This window comes from Pseudomonas peli, assembly GCF_900099645.1.
Taxonomy (GTDB): Bacteria; Pseudomonadota; Gammaproteobacteria; order Pseudomonadales; family Pseudomonadaceae; genus Aquipseudomonas; species Aquipseudomonas peli.
The window spans coordinates 146,639-161,361 of sequence record NZ_FMTL01000002.1; the positions used below are offsets into that span (position 1 = coordinate 146,639).

17 protein-coding genes are annotated in these 14,723 nt (G+C 58.6%); 9 read left to right on the top strand and 8 right to left on the bottom strand.

Annotated elements, in window-relative coordinates; translation table 11 throughout:
* Positions 1 to 7 precede the first annotated feature (7 nt).
* Together BLO50_RS09375 and BLO50_RS09380 are read right to left on the bottom strand one after the other, a co-directional pair.
* Positions 8 to 1,546 (bottom strand): sigma-54-dependent transcriptional regulator, encoded by a 1,539-nt coding sequence (locus BLO50_RS09375; protein WP_090251715.1) that lies wholly within the window; start codon positions 1,544 to 1,546, stop codon positions 8 to 10.
* Positions 1,547 to 1,620: 74 nt separating this feature from the next.
* Entirely contained in the window at positions 1,621 to 1,920 is a 300-nt protein-coding gene (locus BLO50_RS09380; protein WP_090251717.1) for an I78 family peptidase inhibitor, read from the bottom strand.
* Positions 1,921 to 2,081: 161 nt separating this feature from the next.
* Here BLO50_RS09380 and BLO50_RS09385 point away from each other — a divergent pair, with 161 nt between their 5' ends.
* The 5 genes from BLO50_RS09385 to BLO50_RS09405 all read left to right on the top strand — a co-directional run bounded on the left by BLO50_RS09385 (position 2,082) and on the right by BLO50_RS09405 (position 6,286).
* Positions 2,082 to 3,011: an ABC transporter ATP-binding protein gene (locus BLO50_RS09385; RefSeq protein ID WP_090251720.1), complete on the top strand. Its 930-nt coding sequence runs from the start codon at positions 2,082 to 2,084 to the stop codon at positions 3,009 to 3,011.
* Positions 3,008 to 3,769, top strand: coding sequence for an ABC transporter permease (locus tag BLO50_RS09390; RefSeq protein WP_090251723.1), 762 nt, complete (start codon positions 3,008 to 3,010; stop codon positions 3,767 to 3,769). Before BLO50_RS09385 ends, BLO50_RS09390 begins: the two co-directional genes overlap by 4 nt.
* Before the next feature lie 390 nt (positions 3,770 to 4,159).
* Entirely contained in the window at positions 4,160 to 4,573 is a 414-nt protein-coding gene (locus BLO50_RS09395) for an HPF/RaiA family ribosome-associated protein (RefSeq protein WP_090251725.1), read from the top strand.
* Between the two features lie 262 nt (positions 4,574 to 4,835).
* Positions 4,836 to 5,306 (top strand): hypothetical protein, encoded by a 471-nt coding sequence (locus BLO50_RS09400; RefSeq protein ID WP_090251727.1) that lies wholly within the window; start codon positions 4,836 to 4,838, stop codon positions 5,304 to 5,306.
* A gap of 128 nt (positions 5,307 to 5,434) precedes the next feature.
* Positions 5,435 to 6,286, top strand: a complete 852-nt coding sequence (locus BLO50_RS09405; RefSeq protein ID WP_090251729.1) for a CAP domain-containing protein — start codon at positions 5,435 to 5,437, stop codon at positions 6,284 to 6,286.
* 24 nt (positions 6,287 to 6,310) lie between these two features.
* Here the strand turns inward: BLO50_RS09405 and BLO50_RS09410 are convergent, their stop codons facing one another.
* Positions 6,311 to 6,736: a helix-turn-helix domain-containing protein gene (locus BLO50_RS09410; RefSeq protein ID WP_090251732.1), complete on the bottom strand. Its 426-nt coding sequence runs from the start codon at positions 6,734 to 6,736 to the stop codon at positions 6,311 to 6,313.
* Positions 6,737 to 6,808: 72 nt separating this feature from the next.
* Between BLO50_RS09410 and BLO50_RS09415 the strand changes: the two genes are divergently transcribed.
* Complete coding sequence (locus BLO50_RS09415) at positions 6,809 to 7,318, top strand: DUF2938 domain-containing protein (protein ID WP_090251735.1); 510 nt, start codon at positions 6,809 to 6,811, stop codon at positions 7,316 to 7,318.
* Positions 7,319 to 7,328: 10 nt separating this feature from the next.
* Here the strand turns inward: BLO50_RS09415 and mdaB are convergent, their stop codons facing one another.
* The gene (gene mdaB / locus BLO50_RS09420; RefSeq protein WP_090251737.1) at positions 7,329 to 7,910 is read right to left on the bottom strand and encodes an NADPH:quinone oxidoreductase MdaB; all 582 of its coding nucleotides are present in this window, start codon (positions 7,908 to 7,910) and stop codon (positions 7,329 to 7,331) included.
* 152 nt (positions 7,911 to 8,062) lie between these two features.
* Between mdaB and BLO50_RS09425 the strand changes: the two genes are divergently transcribed.
* Positions 8,063 to 8,368: a putative quinol monooxygenase gene (locus tag BLO50_RS09425; RefSeq protein WP_090251739.1), complete on the top strand. Its 306-nt coding sequence runs from the start codon at positions 8,063 to 8,065 to the stop codon at positions 8,366 to 8,368.
* 61 nt (positions 8,369 to 8,429) lie between these two features.
* Here BLO50_RS09425 and BLO50_RS09430 read toward each other — a convergent pair whose 3' ends face one another.
* Positions 8,430 to 9,782 (bottom strand): sensor domain-containing diguanylate cyclase, encoded by a 1,353-nt coding sequence (locus BLO50_RS09430; protein WP_090251742.1) that lies wholly within the window; start codon positions 9,780 to 9,782, stop codon positions 8,430 to 8,432.
* A 97-nt stretch (positions 9,783 to 9,879) separates the two neighbouring features.
* A complete protein-coding gene (locus BLO50_RS09435; protein ID WP_090251744.1) occupies positions 9,880 to 10,566 on the bottom strand; it encodes a GNAT family N-acetyltransferase in 687 nt (228 codons plus the stop codon).
* 187 nt (positions 10,567 to 10,753) lie between these two features.
* Here BLO50_RS09435 and BLO50_RS09440 point away from each other — a divergent pair, with 187 nt between their 5' ends.
* A complete protein-coding gene (locus BLO50_RS09440; RefSeq protein ID WP_090251747.1) occupies positions 10,754 to 11,497 on the top strand; it encodes a class I SAM-dependent DNA methyltransferase in 744 nt (247 codons plus the stop codon).
* Between the two features lie 321 nt (positions 11,498 to 11,818).
* Positions 11,819 to 12,118, top strand: a complete 300-nt coding sequence (locus tag BLO50_RS09445) for a putative quinol monooxygenase (RefSeq protein WP_090251749.1) — start codon at positions 11,819 to 11,821, stop codon at positions 12,116 to 12,118.
* Between the two features lie 688 nt (positions 12,119 to 12,806).
* Here BLO50_RS09445 and BLO50_RS09455 read toward each other — a convergent pair.
* On the bottom strand, positions 12,807 to 13,919 hold the full coding sequence (locus tag BLO50_RS09455; protein WP_090251755.1) for a nucleotidyltransferase family protein: 1,113 nt from the start codon (positions 13,917 to 13,919) through the stop codon (positions 12,807 to 12,809).
* Positions 13,916 to 14,515 (bottom strand): Cap15 family cyclic dinucleotide receptor domain-containing protein, encoded by a 600-nt coding sequence (locus tag BLO50_RS09460; protein WP_090251756.1) that lies wholly within the window; start codon positions 14,513 to 14,515, stop codon positions 13,916 to 13,918. The genes BLO50_RS09455 and BLO50_RS09460 overlap by 4 nt, the downstream gene beginning before the upstream one ends.
* Positions 14,516 to 14,723 lie beyond the last annotated feature (208 nt).

The window sequence follows — 14,723 nt, forward strand, 5'->3', positions numbered from 1 at the left end:
GCCGCGTTTAACCCTTGCCCGGAATCCCGTATTTGCGCAGACGCATGGCAATTGCGCTGTGCGAGGTGTGCAGACGGGTCGCCAGTTGCCGGGTCGAGGGATGGCTGGGATAGAGCTTTTCCAGCAGGGCTTTTTCGAACTGGTCCACTGCCGCTTCCAGGCTGCTGACTTCGCCCTCGGCTTGCTGCGCAGCCACTGCGGTGCCGGCGATATCCAGATCATCGATCTGCACCAGATTGCTTTCGCAGATCGCAGCGGCGCGGAAGATCACGTTCTGCAGCTGGCGCACATTGCCCGGCCAGCGATTGCCCAGCAGCGCCGGGTAGGTATCCGGTGTCAGCCGGCAGGGCAGGCGCTGGATCTGCGCGCAGGCCTGCTGCATAAAATGCCGCGCCAGCAGCAGGATGTCCTGACCGCGTTCGCGCAGGGGCGGGACTTCCAGGTTGAGCACGTTGAGGCGGTAGAACAGGTCTTCTCGGAACGCGCCCTCGTTGACCATCTTTTCCAGGTCACGGTGGGTGGCGCTGAGGATGCGCACATTGACCTTGACCTCACGCTCGCCGCCGACCCGGCGGAAAGTACCATCGCTTAAAAAGCGCAGCAGCTTGGCCTGCAGGTACGGTGACATTTCGCCGATTTCATCGAGAAACACCGTGCCCTGGTTGGCCAGCTCCAGTAGCCCCGGCTTGCCGCCGCGCTGGGCCCCGGTAAAAGCGCCGGGGGCGTAGCCGAACAGTTCGCTTTCGGCGAGGTTCTCCGGCAATGCCGCACAGTTAAGCGCGAGAAATGGCGCGGTGCGTCGCGTGCTTATGGCGTGACAGGCGCGCGCCACCAGCTCTTTGCCGGTGCCGGTTTCACCCTGGATCAGCAGCGGCGCATCGAGGGTAGCAACGCGCTGGGCGCGGGTCTTCAGGCTGCGAATCGGTGCGGAGTCACCGAGCAGCGAGTCAAAGCCTTCGGCATGGTCGTGGTGCAGTGCCGCCAGGCGTTCGCCGATGCGGCTCGGCGCATACAGGCTGAGCAGGCCGCCGGCCAGTTGCCGCGCGCCGCCGTCGACGCCTTCGGTGATCGGTTGCGCATCCAGCAGCAACGCCTGGCCCTTGAGGGTGACTTCGCGCATCGGCAGACGAAAACCTTGGTCGAGCAGCGCCTGGTGCAGGTCGTTGTCGGCGAATAGCTCACCAATGCCCAGACCATCAGGCTGTTGGCCACACAGCTCGATCAGCGCCGGGTTGGCCAGCAGCACGCGGCCCTGGCTGTCGACTGCCAATACCGGGTCGGTCATGGCGGCGAGCAGGGCGTCGAGTTGCAGGTGGCGGCGCTGGCCGGGGAGGATGTCGACAATGGTTACCGCCTGCACGCCACGCACCTTGAACAGCGCCTCGCGCAGCTCATCGAGCACCTCGGGGCTCAGGGTTGGCGCGTCGATATAGACGTTCGGCGGCACCATCTCCACCGCATCCAGGTTGAGATTACGCCCACCGAGCAGGGCCAGCACTTCCTGGGTGATGCCAACGCGGTCGATAAAGGTGACGTGAATACGCATGGAAACGGGCGGCCGACTTGCTTACGAGTGCGCCAGTATGCCCGGTCTGTGGGGCTTAGTTAACCGAGGGGCGCTCAACCGCACGTCAGGCGAATGATCACTTCGCTTTCATCGATATCGATATTCAAACGCTGCGGGTTGTAATCCATGGTCGCGGCGTCGCCGGGGGCGAGCACGCGGAGGGTTTTGGCGTTGGCCTGCTGCTGCACCTGCTCGATCAGCTCGCTGCTGGCGGTCTGACCGAGTACGCCATGAACCTGCTCGACATTGCAGTCGCCGCTGATTTCGGCGCTTGGTTGGGCGGGCTGCTGTGAGCTGCAACCTGCCAGTAGGGCGAGGAGGCTGAGGCCGGTGAGGGCGTGACGAAGTGCCATGTTCTATTTCCTTGTCTGCATAAAACTCGGGTCAGCCTAGCAGCCGCATCCGCTGTAGCTCAACGTTGGGCTGCTCAATCCGTGCAGGTTACTGCATCAGCATTTCCGCAAGCCCGGCCAACTTCCCTACAATTGCGCTTTTCCCCAGAGCAGGAGGTTCTGTGCAAGCGGTGATCTCGATTCAACAGCTGAGCAAGACCTACGCCAGCGGCCATCCGGCGCTGCAGGACATCAACCTGGACATTCGCCCCGGCGAGATCTTTGCGTTGCTCGGCCCCAATGGTGCGGGCAAGACCACCCTGATCAGCATCATCTGCGGCATCGTCAATCCAGGTGGCGGGCGGGTGCTGGTGGGCGGCAAGGACATCATCAAGGACTACCGCGCATCCCGTTCGCAGATCGGCCTGGTGCCGCAGGAGCTGGTCAGCGATGTGTTCGAAACCGTCTGGGCGACGGTGAAATTCAGCCGTGGCCTGTTCGGCAAGAAGCCCAATCCGGCCTATCTGGAACAACTGCTCAAGGACCTGTCGCTGTGGGACAAGCGCGATGCGAAGATTTTCGAGTTGTCCGGTGGCATGAAACGTCGGGTGATGATCGCCAAGGCGCTGAGCCACGAGCCACAGATTTTGTTTCTCGACGAGCCCACTGCAGGCGTCGACGTCGAGCTGCGCCGCGACATGTGGAACATGGTGCGCCGTCTGCGTGAGCGCGGCGTGACCATCATCCTCACCACCCATTACATCGAAGAGGCCGAGGAAATGGCCGACCGCATCGGGGTGATCAGCAAGGGGCGGATCATTCTGGTGGAAGACAAGCAGGCGCTGATGCACAAGCTCGGCAAGAAGCAGCTGACCCTGCAGCTGCAGCAGCCCCTGGCGAGCATCCCTGCCGAACTGGCGCGTTACCCGCTGGAACTGAGCGACGAGGGCCGCGTGCTGGTGTTTACCTTCGACACCCAGAGCGAGCACACCGGCATCGCCGAACTGCTCAAGGACCTGGCCCAGCACGGCATCGACTTCAAGGATTTGCAGTCCAGCCAGAGTTCGCTGGAAGAAATCTTTGTGTCTTTGGTCAAGGAGTCGCGCGCATGAATTTTTACGCAATCCGTGCCATCTACCTGTTCGAACTGGCGCGCACCTGGCGCACCCTGCTGCAGAGCATCGCTACCCCGGTGATCAGCACGTCGCTGTATTTCGTGGTGTTCGGTTCGGCCATCGGTTCGAGCATGACCCAGGTGCAGGGCGTCAGTTACGGCGCGTTTATTGTGCCGGGGCTGATCATGCTGGCGCTGCTGACCGAGAGCATTTCCAACGCCTCGTTCGGCATCTACATGCCCAAGTATTCGGGGAGCATCTACGAGTTGCTGTCGGCGCCGGTGTCCTACCTGGAAATCCTCATCGGCTATGTGGGCGCGGCGGCCACCAAGTCGATCATTCTCGGTCTGGTGATCCTGATTACCGCGCGGCTGTTCGTCGATTTCGAGATTCTCCACCCGCTGTGGATGCTGGCGTTTCTGGTGCTGACTGCGCTGACCTTTAGCCTGTTCGGCTTCATCATCGGCGTGTGGGCCGACGGCTGGGAGAAGCTGCAGGTGGTGCCGGCGCTGATCGTCACGCCGCTGACCTTCCTCGGCGGGGCGTTCTACTCGATCAGCATGCTGCCACCGGCCTGGCAGACGGTGACCCTGTTTAACCCAGTGGTGTACCTGATCAGTGCGTTCCGCTGGAGCTTCTATGGCGTGTCCGACGTCAACGTCGGCCTCAGCCTGGCGATGATTCTCGGCTTTCTGCTTCTGTGCATCCTGGCCGTGGGCGTGATCTTCAAGACCGGTTATCGGTTGAAAAGCTGAGGTGTGTTGGTGGCCCTGGCGTGACATAGCCAGGGTCGGGTGAGCTATGGGCTTGCGCACAAGCATGGCCGCATCAACGCGATCACGCGGGCTTGAATCATCACCGTTTGAACGGTCAGCGTATTTCTGTGCGAGGAGTGCGCGGGCCTTGCGCTGCGAGTCGTGTTAAGGCCGTGGCGGGGATCGATGGAAAGATTTTGTTTGATTTGCAGCGCCTGTCTTCCAGCTCACGGGGGGCAAGGGTTTGAGCACTTCTACAGCATGAACATTGCACATTTGTGGCTGCGACCAACGTCTTAGGGGTTGCCTACAGGGGGGCTTAGTGGCGTAGGCTGGAGTTGTCGCCTTGCTTGGCGACGCTTTCGCGAACAGTTGAAGAAGGAAAGCTTTATGCAAATCCAAGTTCACAGCGATAACCACATCGAAGGCAGTGCTCGTCTGGTTGAGTGGGTGAGTGCCAGTGTTTCCAGCAAACTGGAGCGCTTCGATGACGAGTTGACCCGCATCGTTGTCCACCTGCATGACGACAACGGCGCCAAAGCCGGCGCGCACGACAAACGCTGCCAGATCGAAGCACGGCCAAAAGGCCTGCAACCTATTTCCGTCACCCACAAGGCAGAGTCACTGGAACAGGCCATCGACGGCTCCATCGAAAAACTGCACCACGCCCTTGAGCATCAATTCGGCAAACTGCGCAGCAAGCGCGTCACGCCACTGCACGCCGATGAGGCGAACGATATTCCCGGTCAGGACGCATTGCTGGAAGAGGACTTCCTCGCCGAGGAACGCCTGCGCGCTGTCTAGGTAAACGTCACGGGCAACCGGCCAGGCTGGCTGCCCATCAACCCATCACACGCGCCCCCGCAGGTTTTTGCGGGGGCGCTGTCGTTTCAGGGCCTCACTAAGTGGTGCGCTGCCTGCCAGCGGCAACAGCCTGCCTGAGGCGGCAAAGCGTTTCCTCTTCGCTCAAGGCTGAGTTGACAGAAAGCCCGGTTTTACTGGCGTGCAGGTGGTTGGCCCATATTCTGCAGAAATGCCTGCCAGCTGACCTATGCAGGGATTCGCCATGACCAGTATTTCCAACAACTCGCCGCTGGCGAGCTACTTTGCCAACACCGCCAAACCCACGACGGATGGTGCTGCGGGCAGTGCCAACAGCAAGGAAAAACCCACTGCGGCCACTGACCCGCTTGCGGAAATTCGCCGATTTGCCAGCGGCATGGTGGCCAACAGCCGCGGCGGATTGTTGCGCGCGATGAACGCTGAAAGCAGCGGTGCCAGTAACGCGATTGCCAGTGATCGCTTCCGCCCGGTAACCGAGCAGGCCAGCGATACGTCGAAAATTGCCTTGCCGGATGTCGCTGAACTGGACCGCGAAGATGCGGCCAAACTGCTGGCGCAAATCAACAAGCTGGTCGACGCCGGCCTGGACAAGACCGACAGCTTTGTGGGTTATAACGGCGACAAACAGACAGAGTCGTTGACCACCTACCGTGATTGGCTGCAGGCCCGGGGCGGCGTCAGTATTTACGTCTAAGCATTCAGCCGTTGATATTGCCGCTAGGCGTCCAGCGCATTGGGCTGGTTTCATCGCGCGAGGTGCGCCAAGATCACCCGAACACATTGATGGGCATGCCAGTGAGCCTGTTCAGGTCGAGGGGGATTATGGCTAGCAAGGGTTTTATTCGGGCGATCGTCGCCCCGGGGTTGGCGCTGTTGTGCGCTGCGGGTGCACAAGCCGCCGAGGACGCGCAACTGGTTGGGCTGATCAACAGCTACCGCAGCGAGGTGCAGCGGTGTGGCGAGCAGGCTTCTGCCGAGCTGCCGCCGCTGACGGCAGATCCACGCTTGGTGCAACCGGTAGGACGCGCGGGCGATCTGCAGCAAGCGATGAGCGCCGCCGGCTACCCGATGGTCAACGTGCAGGCCATCAGCCTGTCCGGACCGCGTGATGCGGCGGCGGCGCTGAACGTGTTGCGAGAGAGTTTCTGCACAATTGTGCTGGACCCGCAGTTTGTCGATATCGGCGTCAATCAGCAGGGCCGTGAGTGGCGTATTCTGCTGGCCCGACCGCTGCTCACCGCACGCCTGGGCGACTGGCAGGCGGAAGGGCAGAAGCTGCTTGAGCAGCTCAACAGTGCGCGCAGCACCGCGCGTCAGTGCGGTAATCAACCCTTTGCCGCCGCTGCGCCGCTGACCTGGAATGCCACCCTGGGCAGTACCGCTGAAGCTCACAGCCGCGCCATGGCCAACGGCAACTTCTTTGACCACCAAGACCCTGATGGCCGCACCCCAGGTGATCGTGCGGAGCTGGCGGGTTACAGCGGCCAACGTGTCGGCGAGAACATCGCTGCCGGGCTTGATACCGCCAGCAAAGTCATCGCCGGCTGGCTGGCCAGCCCGGGGCACTGCGCCAACCTGATGAACCCGCAGTTCAGCGAATTGGGCGCGGCCTACGCCAACGACCCGAAAAGCGATGCCGGGATCTACTGGACGGCGCTGTTTGGCGCGCCGTAAGGGCGGCAATGCTGATCGACCCCGTTATTTGATCGGCGGGTGAACCCTGGTTCTGGCTGTGGTGCGCGCGGCCAGGCTCATCAGCTGCTGGAACTTAGGGCACTCCAGGTGGTTTTCTGCCGGGCAGGACGCCGCGTGGCGCAGGCCGTCGCGGATGGCGCTGAGGCGTTTGATGCTGCGGTCCAGCTCGTCGGCCTTGGCTTGCAGTTGCGCGCGGTCAATCGCTGGCTGGGAGCCTGCGGCGAGCATGGTGGCGATTTCATCCAGGGAAAACCCCGCCTCACGGCCGAGGGCGATCAGTGCCAGGCGTTGGATTACTGAGTCGCTGAACACGCGCTTGAGGCCGTTGCGGCCGATGGAGCGGATCAGGCCTTTCTCTTCGTAATAGCGCAGGGTCGACGCTGGCAAACCGGACCAGCGCGAGACTTTGCCGATATCCATCTCTTTCATCCTTGACCTCAAGTTGACTTGAACTGGCAGGCTTATGAAAACAGCCTTTCAGACAAAGCAAAAGAGGTGGATATGAACAGTCAATTGATCCTGCACGTGCTGTTGGTGGGCGTGAGCGCAACGCTGCTGATGGATGCCTGGGCGCTGGCGCGGCGGCGCTTGTTCGGGATTGCCTCGTTGGACTACGCCCTGGTCGGCCGCTGGCTTGGGCATATGCGCTATGGCCGTTTCCAGCATGCGGCCATCGGCAAGGCACAGCCCGTGCGTGGCGAGCGGCTACTGGGCTGGTGCAGTCATTACCTGATCGGCGTGGCCTTCGTCGGTCTGTTTGTGCTGTTGGTAGGGCCGCAGTGGTTTTGCCAGCCGACGTTGCTACCGGCATTGCTGCTGGGTGTTGTCAGCGTGGCGGCGCCGTTGCTGCTGATGCAGCCAGGGTTCGGCATGGGCCTGGCGGCCTCGCGGATGGCCAATCCCTGGCAGGTCAGATTGCGTGCGTTGGTTACCCATTTGGTGTTCGGCCTGGGCGTGTACCTGGTCAGTTGGGTTGTGGCGCAGCTGCTGGCTTTGCCGCTCTGCCCCTAATGCCGGCTGCTTAGCCCAGTACCCGCGCCAAGTGCTCTTCGTAGCGGGCGATATCTGCTTCGATGGCCGGGCGCTTCATCACGTCGACGCAGAGGAAGGTCGGCAGGGCGCTCATGCCGAGGAACTGGTTGGCCTTATGGAATGGGAAGTAGACTGCGTCCACGCCTTTGCCTTCAAAGAAGTCGCTCGGGTCATCGAAGGCCTGCTGCGGGGCGTTCCAGGTCAGTGACAGCATGTACTGCTTACCCTGGATCAGGCCGCCGCTACCGTATTTCTGCGAGGCGTCCGAGCGGGTGCGGCCGTCGCTGGCATAGAGGCTGCCGTGGCCTTCGGTAAACACCTCATCAATGTACTTTTTCACCGTCCAGGGCGCGCCCATCCACCAGCCGGGCATTTGATAAATGATCACGTCGGCCCAGAGAAATTTCTGCACTTCCTCAGCGATGTCGTAACCGCTGTCGATGTGGGTGTGCTTGAGGTCGAAACCTGCGCGGTCGAGAAAGGCCAGCGCGGTGTCGTGCAGGGTGGTGTTGTAGCGGCCGTCGGAGTGGGCGAACTGTTTACCGCCGTTGAGCAGCAGGATCTTCTTCATGACATGAGCCTCGGTAAATGATGGCCGCATGCTAGGTCGTGCAGGCGAGTCGAAACAGCCGTTGGCGGGCAAATGACATGTGACTAAAACGCATGAATACGCCGGCTTTAGTTGTTGTAGGGTAACTAAACCCACCCTGCCAGGAGCCCACGATGGCTGATCACTACGGATTTATCCTGCACGCCCATACCCGCCCGGAAAAAGCCGCCGAGTTCGAGGCGCTGTTCCGTGCGTATGTTGCCCCCAGCCGCGCGGAGCCTGGCTGCATCGCTTACCACATGCTGCGTGACCAACAGGACCCGACGCTGTTTATCTTCTATGAGGTCTGGCAGTCACGGGCGCACTTGGCCACTCACAGCGCCTTGCCGCATATGCGCGAGTTTCATCAGCGGCGCATGGAATACCTGCGCAGGGATTTCGAGATTCGCGAGATCGAGATGCTCAGCCCAGCAGGCTGACGGCGCGCGTCTGTATGGCTTTAGTGAAGGGGCGACTCTCCGGTGTGAGAGCCGCCAAGCACTATGTCTGCGGTTTCTCCACCACGACATAACGTTTGCCGCCACTGCGTTTGGCCACGTACATGGCCTCATCCGCGAACTGCACCAGCTGCAATTCGTTCTGGCAGTGTTCGGGGTACACCGCGATGCCCAGGCTTGGCGCGCTGAGCAAACGGTGCCCATCCAGCAGGTAGGGCGCGCTGAGGGCGGTAATAATCTTCTCGGCCACCAGGGTGGCATCCTCCTGGCGGCCGATGTTGTCCAGAATCACCGCAAACTCGTCACCGCCCAGGCGACCCACCGTGTCGGACTCACGCACGCACTGGCGTAAACGCCGTGCCACTTCCTGCAGCAACAGATCGCCGGTGCTGTGGCCGAAGCTGTCGTTGATCTGCTTGAAGTTATCCATGTCGAGGTAGAGCACCGCCAGCTGCAACCTGTCGCGTTTGGCGCGCTGCAGGGCGCTGCGCAGGCGGTCGAGAAACAGCGTGCGGTTGGAGAGTTCAGTCAGCTGGTCGTATTGGGCGAGAAACTCCAGGCGCGACTGTGTGCGTTTGCGCTCAATCGCCGTCGCCACCTGACTGGAGACAAACTGCAGCAGCGCCTGGTCCTGTTCGGTGTAGCGCTCCTTGGCGCTGTGGTTCTGCAGCACCAGTGCGCCGATGGTCTGGGGGCCGGAGATCAGCGGCACGCCCAGCCAGTCCAGCGCGCGCGGCGCGGCCTCGGGTTCATGCTGGGCAAGCCATTGGTTGGCGGTTTCCGGCGTCAACAGCAAAGCGTTGCCGGTGCGGATCACCTCAGCACAAAAGCGGCTGGTGGCCGTGGGTGTGGCGCATTGCTCGACCTGATAGGTCAGGCTCAGCTGATCACTCGCTGCGTCATACAACGCCACGCAGAAATGCCGGGCGGGCAGCAGCTGCGCCATCACCTCATGCACGCGGCCGTAGAGCATGTGCAGATCACCCGCCGCGTGGGCCGCTTCCGAGACCGCATACAACGCCGCCTGCACCGCCTCGGCCCGCTTGCGTTGGGTGATATCACGCGCCACACCAACGCGCACTTGCTCGGTCTCCAGCCACTGGGCAGACCACATGATGTGCACGATATGGCCGTCTTTGTGGATGTAGCGGTTCTCGTGGTCGTGCGAAGGCTGGCCCGAATTGATCTGCTTGACCAGCGCGCGGGTAGCCGCGCGGTCGTCCGGGTGCATCAGTTCAAAGGCGGTGCGGCCGACCATTTCTTCGGGGCGGTAGCCAAAAACCCTCTCGCTGGCCGCGCTGACGGACAGAAAGCGGCCTTCTACATCCACTACGCAGACAACGTCCAGCAGCAGATCCAGTAGTTTGTCGTGAGGCAGGTGCGGGTTTGACGTCATGGCCGTGAATATACTGCCCTGTTTGCGCGGTTCGCTAACGCTATGGTAGCTCTCCGCACGCGGTTGGTCTGTGCCTGCCTAGGCATGCTGCGCTTAATCAATGTACGGTCAATCGCTCGCGTACCAGCGCCTGCGCGTGCTGGGCCATCTGGTCGAGCAGGCGGTCGCGCTGCTTCTCGGCATCGCTCATGGCGCGCTTGCCGTGTTGTTTCACCAGGTAGGCGTGGATCTGCTGGACTTCGGTGGAGTGGAAGATCGGCGCCAGGTCCTGCACCGCCACCAAACCGTCCGAACGCTGGCTGCGGGTGTTCATAAGCACCTGTGGCCCCTGCGCGGCCAGCACCTGAAAACCCATGGCCTCGAAGGTTGAAACCTTGCTGGCGACGCAGGCCAATTCAGCGTGCGGGTACTGGGCGACCATCTGCTGCAGCAGGGCGCGGGCAATCCCGCGACGACGCTGGTTAGCCCGCACCGCCATATAGGCCAGGGTGCAGGCCTCGGGGTCATCCTGGGCGGGCAGGTAGAGCGCAAAACCGAGTACCTGGGACGGGTCCGCGTCATCAAGCGCCAGCAGCAACTGCGCGCGGCCGTTGAGGGTGCTGTCCATCGCCTGCAGGTACAGGTGCATTTCGTAGCCGATCACGTACTGGTACAGCTGATACAGCGGGTTGCTGGGCGTCAGCGACACCGGGCTGATATCGCTGAAGTAGTCCACCACCATCTGCAGCACCTGGCTTTTCAGCGACTCGGGCGGAGGGGTGTTCAGGTGTACAAGGGTGAACATCGTCAGTCTGGCTCCGGGCGGGCGCAAGTGGGCAGTCGGCAAGGGCGGCATTGTACCGTCCTCGGCGGGACGTGTTTGCATGCGCGTGCGAGCGGAGGGCGGCCTTTGGGCAGGATCTGTAAGGCGATGACCACGCTTGGGCTATGATGCGCGCCCGTCACAGCGGCTCGCCCATCATCAGGTCACTATGTCCATCAATGCCCTCTACACCGACCTGTCCGATTATTACGATCTGATGTGCGCCGATATCGACTACCAGGCGCAAAGCCACTGCATTCATCGGCTGCAGCAGCTGTTCGGCAATGCCGGCAGCCGCCACCTCGACCTGGCCTGCGGAACGGGGCCGCATGTGCAGCATTTTATTGAGGCCGGCTACACCAGCAGCGGCCTGGATATTAACCAGCCGATGCTCGACAAGGCCGCCATCCGCTGCCCGCAGGCGCACTTTGCGGTGCAGGACATGTGCGCGTTCACCGTGAGCGAGCCGCAAGACCTGATCACCTGCTTTCTCTATTCCATCCATTACAGTGGCGGCATCGAACGGCTGAAAGCCTGCATCGCCAGCGCCCATGCGGCGCTTGAGGTTGAAGGGCTGTTCTGCTTCAACGTGGTCGACAAGGGCAAAATCGACAACAGCCTGTTTACCGCACACAACGCTGAGTACGCAGATGGCCAGTTCACCTTCAGTTCCGGCTGGCATTACGCCGGCGAGGGTGAGCAGCAGGTGTTACGGCTGCGCATCGAAAAGGCCACGGCCGGTGAAACCCTGGTGTGGCACGACGAGCACCCGATGGTGGCGGTGGGCTTTGTGGAGTTGCAGGCGTTGTTGCAGCCGTACTTTGACGTGCATGTGTTTGAGCATGACTACCAGAAACTTATCCCTTGGGATGGCGTTTCCGGAAATGCGTTGTTTGCCTGCGTAAAGCGTTAGCCCCCTAGGGTGGATGACGCGTTGTTCATCCACTGCTGCTGCGGTTGTCCGGGCTACTGGCTGTTCTTCATTCAAGGGCGCTGATTGATGGCTTAAATCAGGGTAATGGCGATGTTGGGCGCTTCATTTTCAAGCTGTGGAAGAAAGTGTTAGCGCGTTTTGTCGGTGTTTTTTCGTGGCGGGATCGACAAGGATGAGCTCAGTCCACAGCGAGTGATAACGATGAAACCTCCGATCAAGCACTTAGGTTATTGGCTGTGTGCGCTGATGTTCACTGCCGTCGCCGGATGTGCAAGCCAACCCCTTGAAAGAGCCAACACCATGAACAAACCACTGGTATCCCTTGCTGTACTCAAAGCCAAACCCGGTAAAGAAGAGGCGCTTAAAGCCGGCTTGCTGACCCTGATCGAACCGACGCGGGCTGAGCCGGGCAACCTGGATTACGTGTTGTTTGAGCGACGGGCTGAGCCGGGCACGTTCTATATGCGTGAAGCGTTCAAGGACCAGGCGGCGCTGGATGCGCATTTTGCGACGCCGTATTTTCAGCGGTTTGCTGCCACGGCTGATGATTTGCTCAGTGAGCCATTGCAGCTGATTTTCTTGGAGCAGGTTTCGAACTGAGTTTTAGCCATGGGCCGTTGTCGTTTTTAAACGGCCCAAGTTGTGTACAGACGCCGCTTATTTGTTGTTTGGGCTAACGGTTCCGCCCTTACGGCGGGTCACTTCTGGCAGACGCCCCAGAAGTAACCAAGAGGTCTTGCCCCTTGCATCCGGCCCGACTTCGTCGGGTTCCCTCGCTCCATCATTGCTCCAGGGGCCCGCCGCGAAGGGCCATCCCTGGCCCATCGCGGCTCTCGCGGCATCCATGCCGCTCAACCCCTTACGCAACGATTCCACTCGGCCTCCTGATGGGGCGTTTGGCGTCGTCTGTGATAACGCAGGACAAACCGTAGGAGCGGGCTTGCCCGCGATGCTTTTGCTTCTGCTTTTACGTTCTGCTTTGCCGCCCACCAATATCCCAAACAACGCGATCCCCGAATCCCGTCAGGAGGCCGAGCGTAGGTGCTGTGGAGAGGGGCGTTTGGCATGGATGCCAAACGAGGAACGATGGGCCAGGGATGGCCCACCGTGACGACCCTCGGAACAGTGCCGGAGGGAGGGGAGTCTGGCGAAGCCAGACCCGTATGTCGGGTGTGCTTTCTCTTTGGTTACTTTCTCTTTGCACAAGCAAAGAGAAAGTAACTCGGCGTAAAGCCGAAACCAGTAGAAGAGGACAGCGCAGAAAATAGATCTGTCCCCTTTTCTGCCTTTAGAAGAATATGACTTGCTTCCTCTTCAGCAATTCGCCGTCATATTTTTCTTGGTAAGGGGATATCGCAGTTTGTACTGCAATTGCTAGAGAGTTAACTTCTTCATATAGGATTCGTAGCGCATCTGTTTTTTCATCTGTATTGAATATTTTTCTAGATTCATCTGGAGCCATCAAGGAGTTTCTTGGCTCCTCAAGATAGGTTAGAACTAGAAGAAATGAGCGTAAATTTTCAAGCAATACCAATGGAAAATATTGGCTACAATTCAATTTTTCATTCATTGCGAATGCTATTCCTGCGATGTCATAGCTAGTCAGCTTCTTCGCTTTGTTCTTTTTGTAGTCAGGCATGTCAGCAATAATGTTCTTCATTAGTCGAACAGTTTTCTTGAGATTGCCTGTGTAGAGTGCGTCTCGCTCATTGATCTTTTTGATATGAAGAAGTGGTTTATTGTCAATAAGTGTGTGATTTTCTTTGTCGTAAATTTGCACGACTCTGAAATGATCTAGCTTAGTTCTCTGATAGTCATGAGTGTCATGCCAGATGCTAGGGACAATATCAACCTTTCTTTTTAAACTGCCACCGCTTAGTGCTATAGACTTGCTGCCTGAAATATTGACTTCTGCCGCGTAATATCTGCTTTTCAGTTTTTCTTCAGACTGTTTTCTGAGTTCGCTAACAATCTCAACTATAGGACGAGTATCGCTAGCATCAACATAGTTGGTTCCGGGCAAAGCTGGGCGTTGGATGGTGATGATATCTGCCTTTAAAATTAGCATGTCTACATCGGAGTGACCTTCAATGTGAATATCCAGCGCAACCGAGCCTTGCATCCGCATTTCAGCGCTAATTCCGCTAGTTTTAAGTAGGTCAATTAAGGTTGATGCAACTCGTTCCCCCTCATCTTTCGATATTCTCGTCGACTCAGAACTGACAGCAGCCATGGCTCCTATCACATACTTGATTGCTGCATTTTCCCGAAGCTTTTCATGTGCTTCCGTAGGTCGCTGATCTCCGGCGAAGGAATACAACCCTTTTTCAATGCGATCTCTTTCCGCCGTTCCTTGTCGCCGATTTTTCAGGCTGGCCAGTCTGTTTTCAAAATTGATCATGATTCCTCCTTGCACAGCGACATTTTGCCGAAGGTTCTTCTGCCATTGCTATTGAAGTACGCGGCCACGCCTGATTTTAAATTTCTATCGAAAACTAACTCGCAATATCCCTTGTGAGAGTTAAACTCGTGGTACTGGTCGGATTCTGGGTTATTGGTATAGCTATAGTGCAAAACCCATCCGCTTTTTGTTCCCGGTTTCTTGCCGAGTGTTGCTGTATAGCTCTCACTTGAACTTTGGGTGGTTTTTAGAGTGATACATATTTTTTCCCAAGTTTGCTCAATGTCGATTTCTGCGTTCCAGTTGTATCTTGTGCTTCCATCTTCATTTAGCGTTTCCCCAGTTACTGACCATGTACCACCGATGTCAGGGATGCTGAAGAATGGAAGCTTCCATGCGTATTTGTTGAATAGGTAGTGCAGGATAAAATAAATTACTGCTGGCGTGATAACAGCTGTTGTAAGTGCTTCTATTTGGGTTGCCTGATACAGCCAGAAAAGTAAGGATGATGCTGCGCCAGTAAAAATTACGGATACGACACCTAGCCATCTGCCTATTGAAGCTCGACTATGGCCGAAAATTGCGTAGTCATGCATTCAGGTGATCCTTTATAAAGTAAGCTGAAATTATCATTGCTATTCGAGTCGGTTTTGAGGTCTTTGCTGACTGAACCAAAAGCTGATTAGTTCGGCGAAAACGCTTGTACGTATATTAAGGGTGTTGAGGCCGTGTTTGTGGCTGTTATGTAATCATTATATTAATGTTGCACTTGGTCTGGATGCAGGTTAAATGTGGTGTGGCCCG

Bases quoted from the DNA above. Each gene is read 5' to 3' on its own strand.
- BLO50_RS09375 (WP_090251715.1), bottom strand. From the start codon at position 1,546: ATGCGTATTCACGTCACCTTTATCGACCGCGTTGGCATCACCCAGGAA.
- BLO50_RS09380 (WP_090251717.1), bottom strand. From the start codon at position 1,920: ATGGCACTTCGTCACGCCCTCACCGGCCTCAGCCTCCTCGCCCTACTG.
- BLO50_RS09390 (WP_090251723.1), top strand. From the start codon at position 3,008: ATGAATTTTTACGCAATCCGTGCCATCTACCTGTTCGAACTGGCGCGC.
- BLO50_RS09395 (WP_090251725.1), top strand. From the start codon at position 4,160: ATGCAAATCCAAGTTCACAGCGATAACCACATCGAAGGCAGTGCTCGT.
- BLO50_RS09400 (WP_090251727.1), top strand. From the start codon at position 4,836: ATGACCAGTATTTCCAACAACTCGCCGCTGGCGAGCTACTTTGCCAAC.
- BLO50_RS09405 (WP_090251729.1), top strand. From the start codon at position 5,435: ATGGCTAGCAAGGGTTTTATTCGGGCGATCGTCGCCCCGGGGTTGGCG.
- BLO50_RS09410 (WP_090251732.1), bottom strand. From the start codon at position 6,736: ATGAAAGAGATGGATATCGGCAAAGTCTCGCGCTGGTCCGGTTTGCCA.
- BLO50_RS09415 (WP_090251735.1), top strand. From the start codon at position 6,809: ATGAACAGTCAATTGATCCTGCACGTGCTGTTGGTGGGCGTGAGCGCA.
- mdaB (WP_090251737.1), bottom strand. From the start codon at position 7,910: ATGAAGAAGATCCTGCTGCTCAACGGCGGTAAACAGTTCGCCCACTCC.
- BLO50_RS09425 (WP_090251739.1), top strand. From the start codon at position 8,063: ATGGCTGATCACTACGGATTTATCCTGCACGCCCATACCCGCCCGGAA.
- BLO50_RS09430 (WP_090251742.1), bottom strand. From the start codon at position 9,782: ATGACGTCAAACCCGCACCTGCCTCACGACAAACTACTGGATCTGCTG.
- BLO50_RS09435 (WP_090251744.1), bottom strand. From the start codon at position 10,566: ATGTTCACCCTTGTACACCTGAACACCCCTCCGCCCGAGTCGCTGAAA.
- BLO50_RS09440 (WP_090251747.1), top strand. From the start codon at position 10,754: ATGTCCATCAATGCCCTCTACACCGACCTGTCCGATTATTACGATCTG.
- BLO50_RS09445 (WP_090251749.1), top strand. From the start codon at position 11,819: ATGAACAAACCACTGGTATCCCTTGCTGTACTCAAAGCCAAACCCGGT.
- BLO50_RS09455 (WP_090251755.1), bottom strand. From the start codon at position 13,919: ATGATCAATTTTGAAAACAGACTGGCCAGCCTGAAAAATCGGCGACAA.
- BLO50_RS09460 (WP_090251756.1), bottom strand. From the start codon at position 14,515: ATGCATGACTACGCAATTTTCGGCCATAGTCGAGCTTCAATAGGCAGA.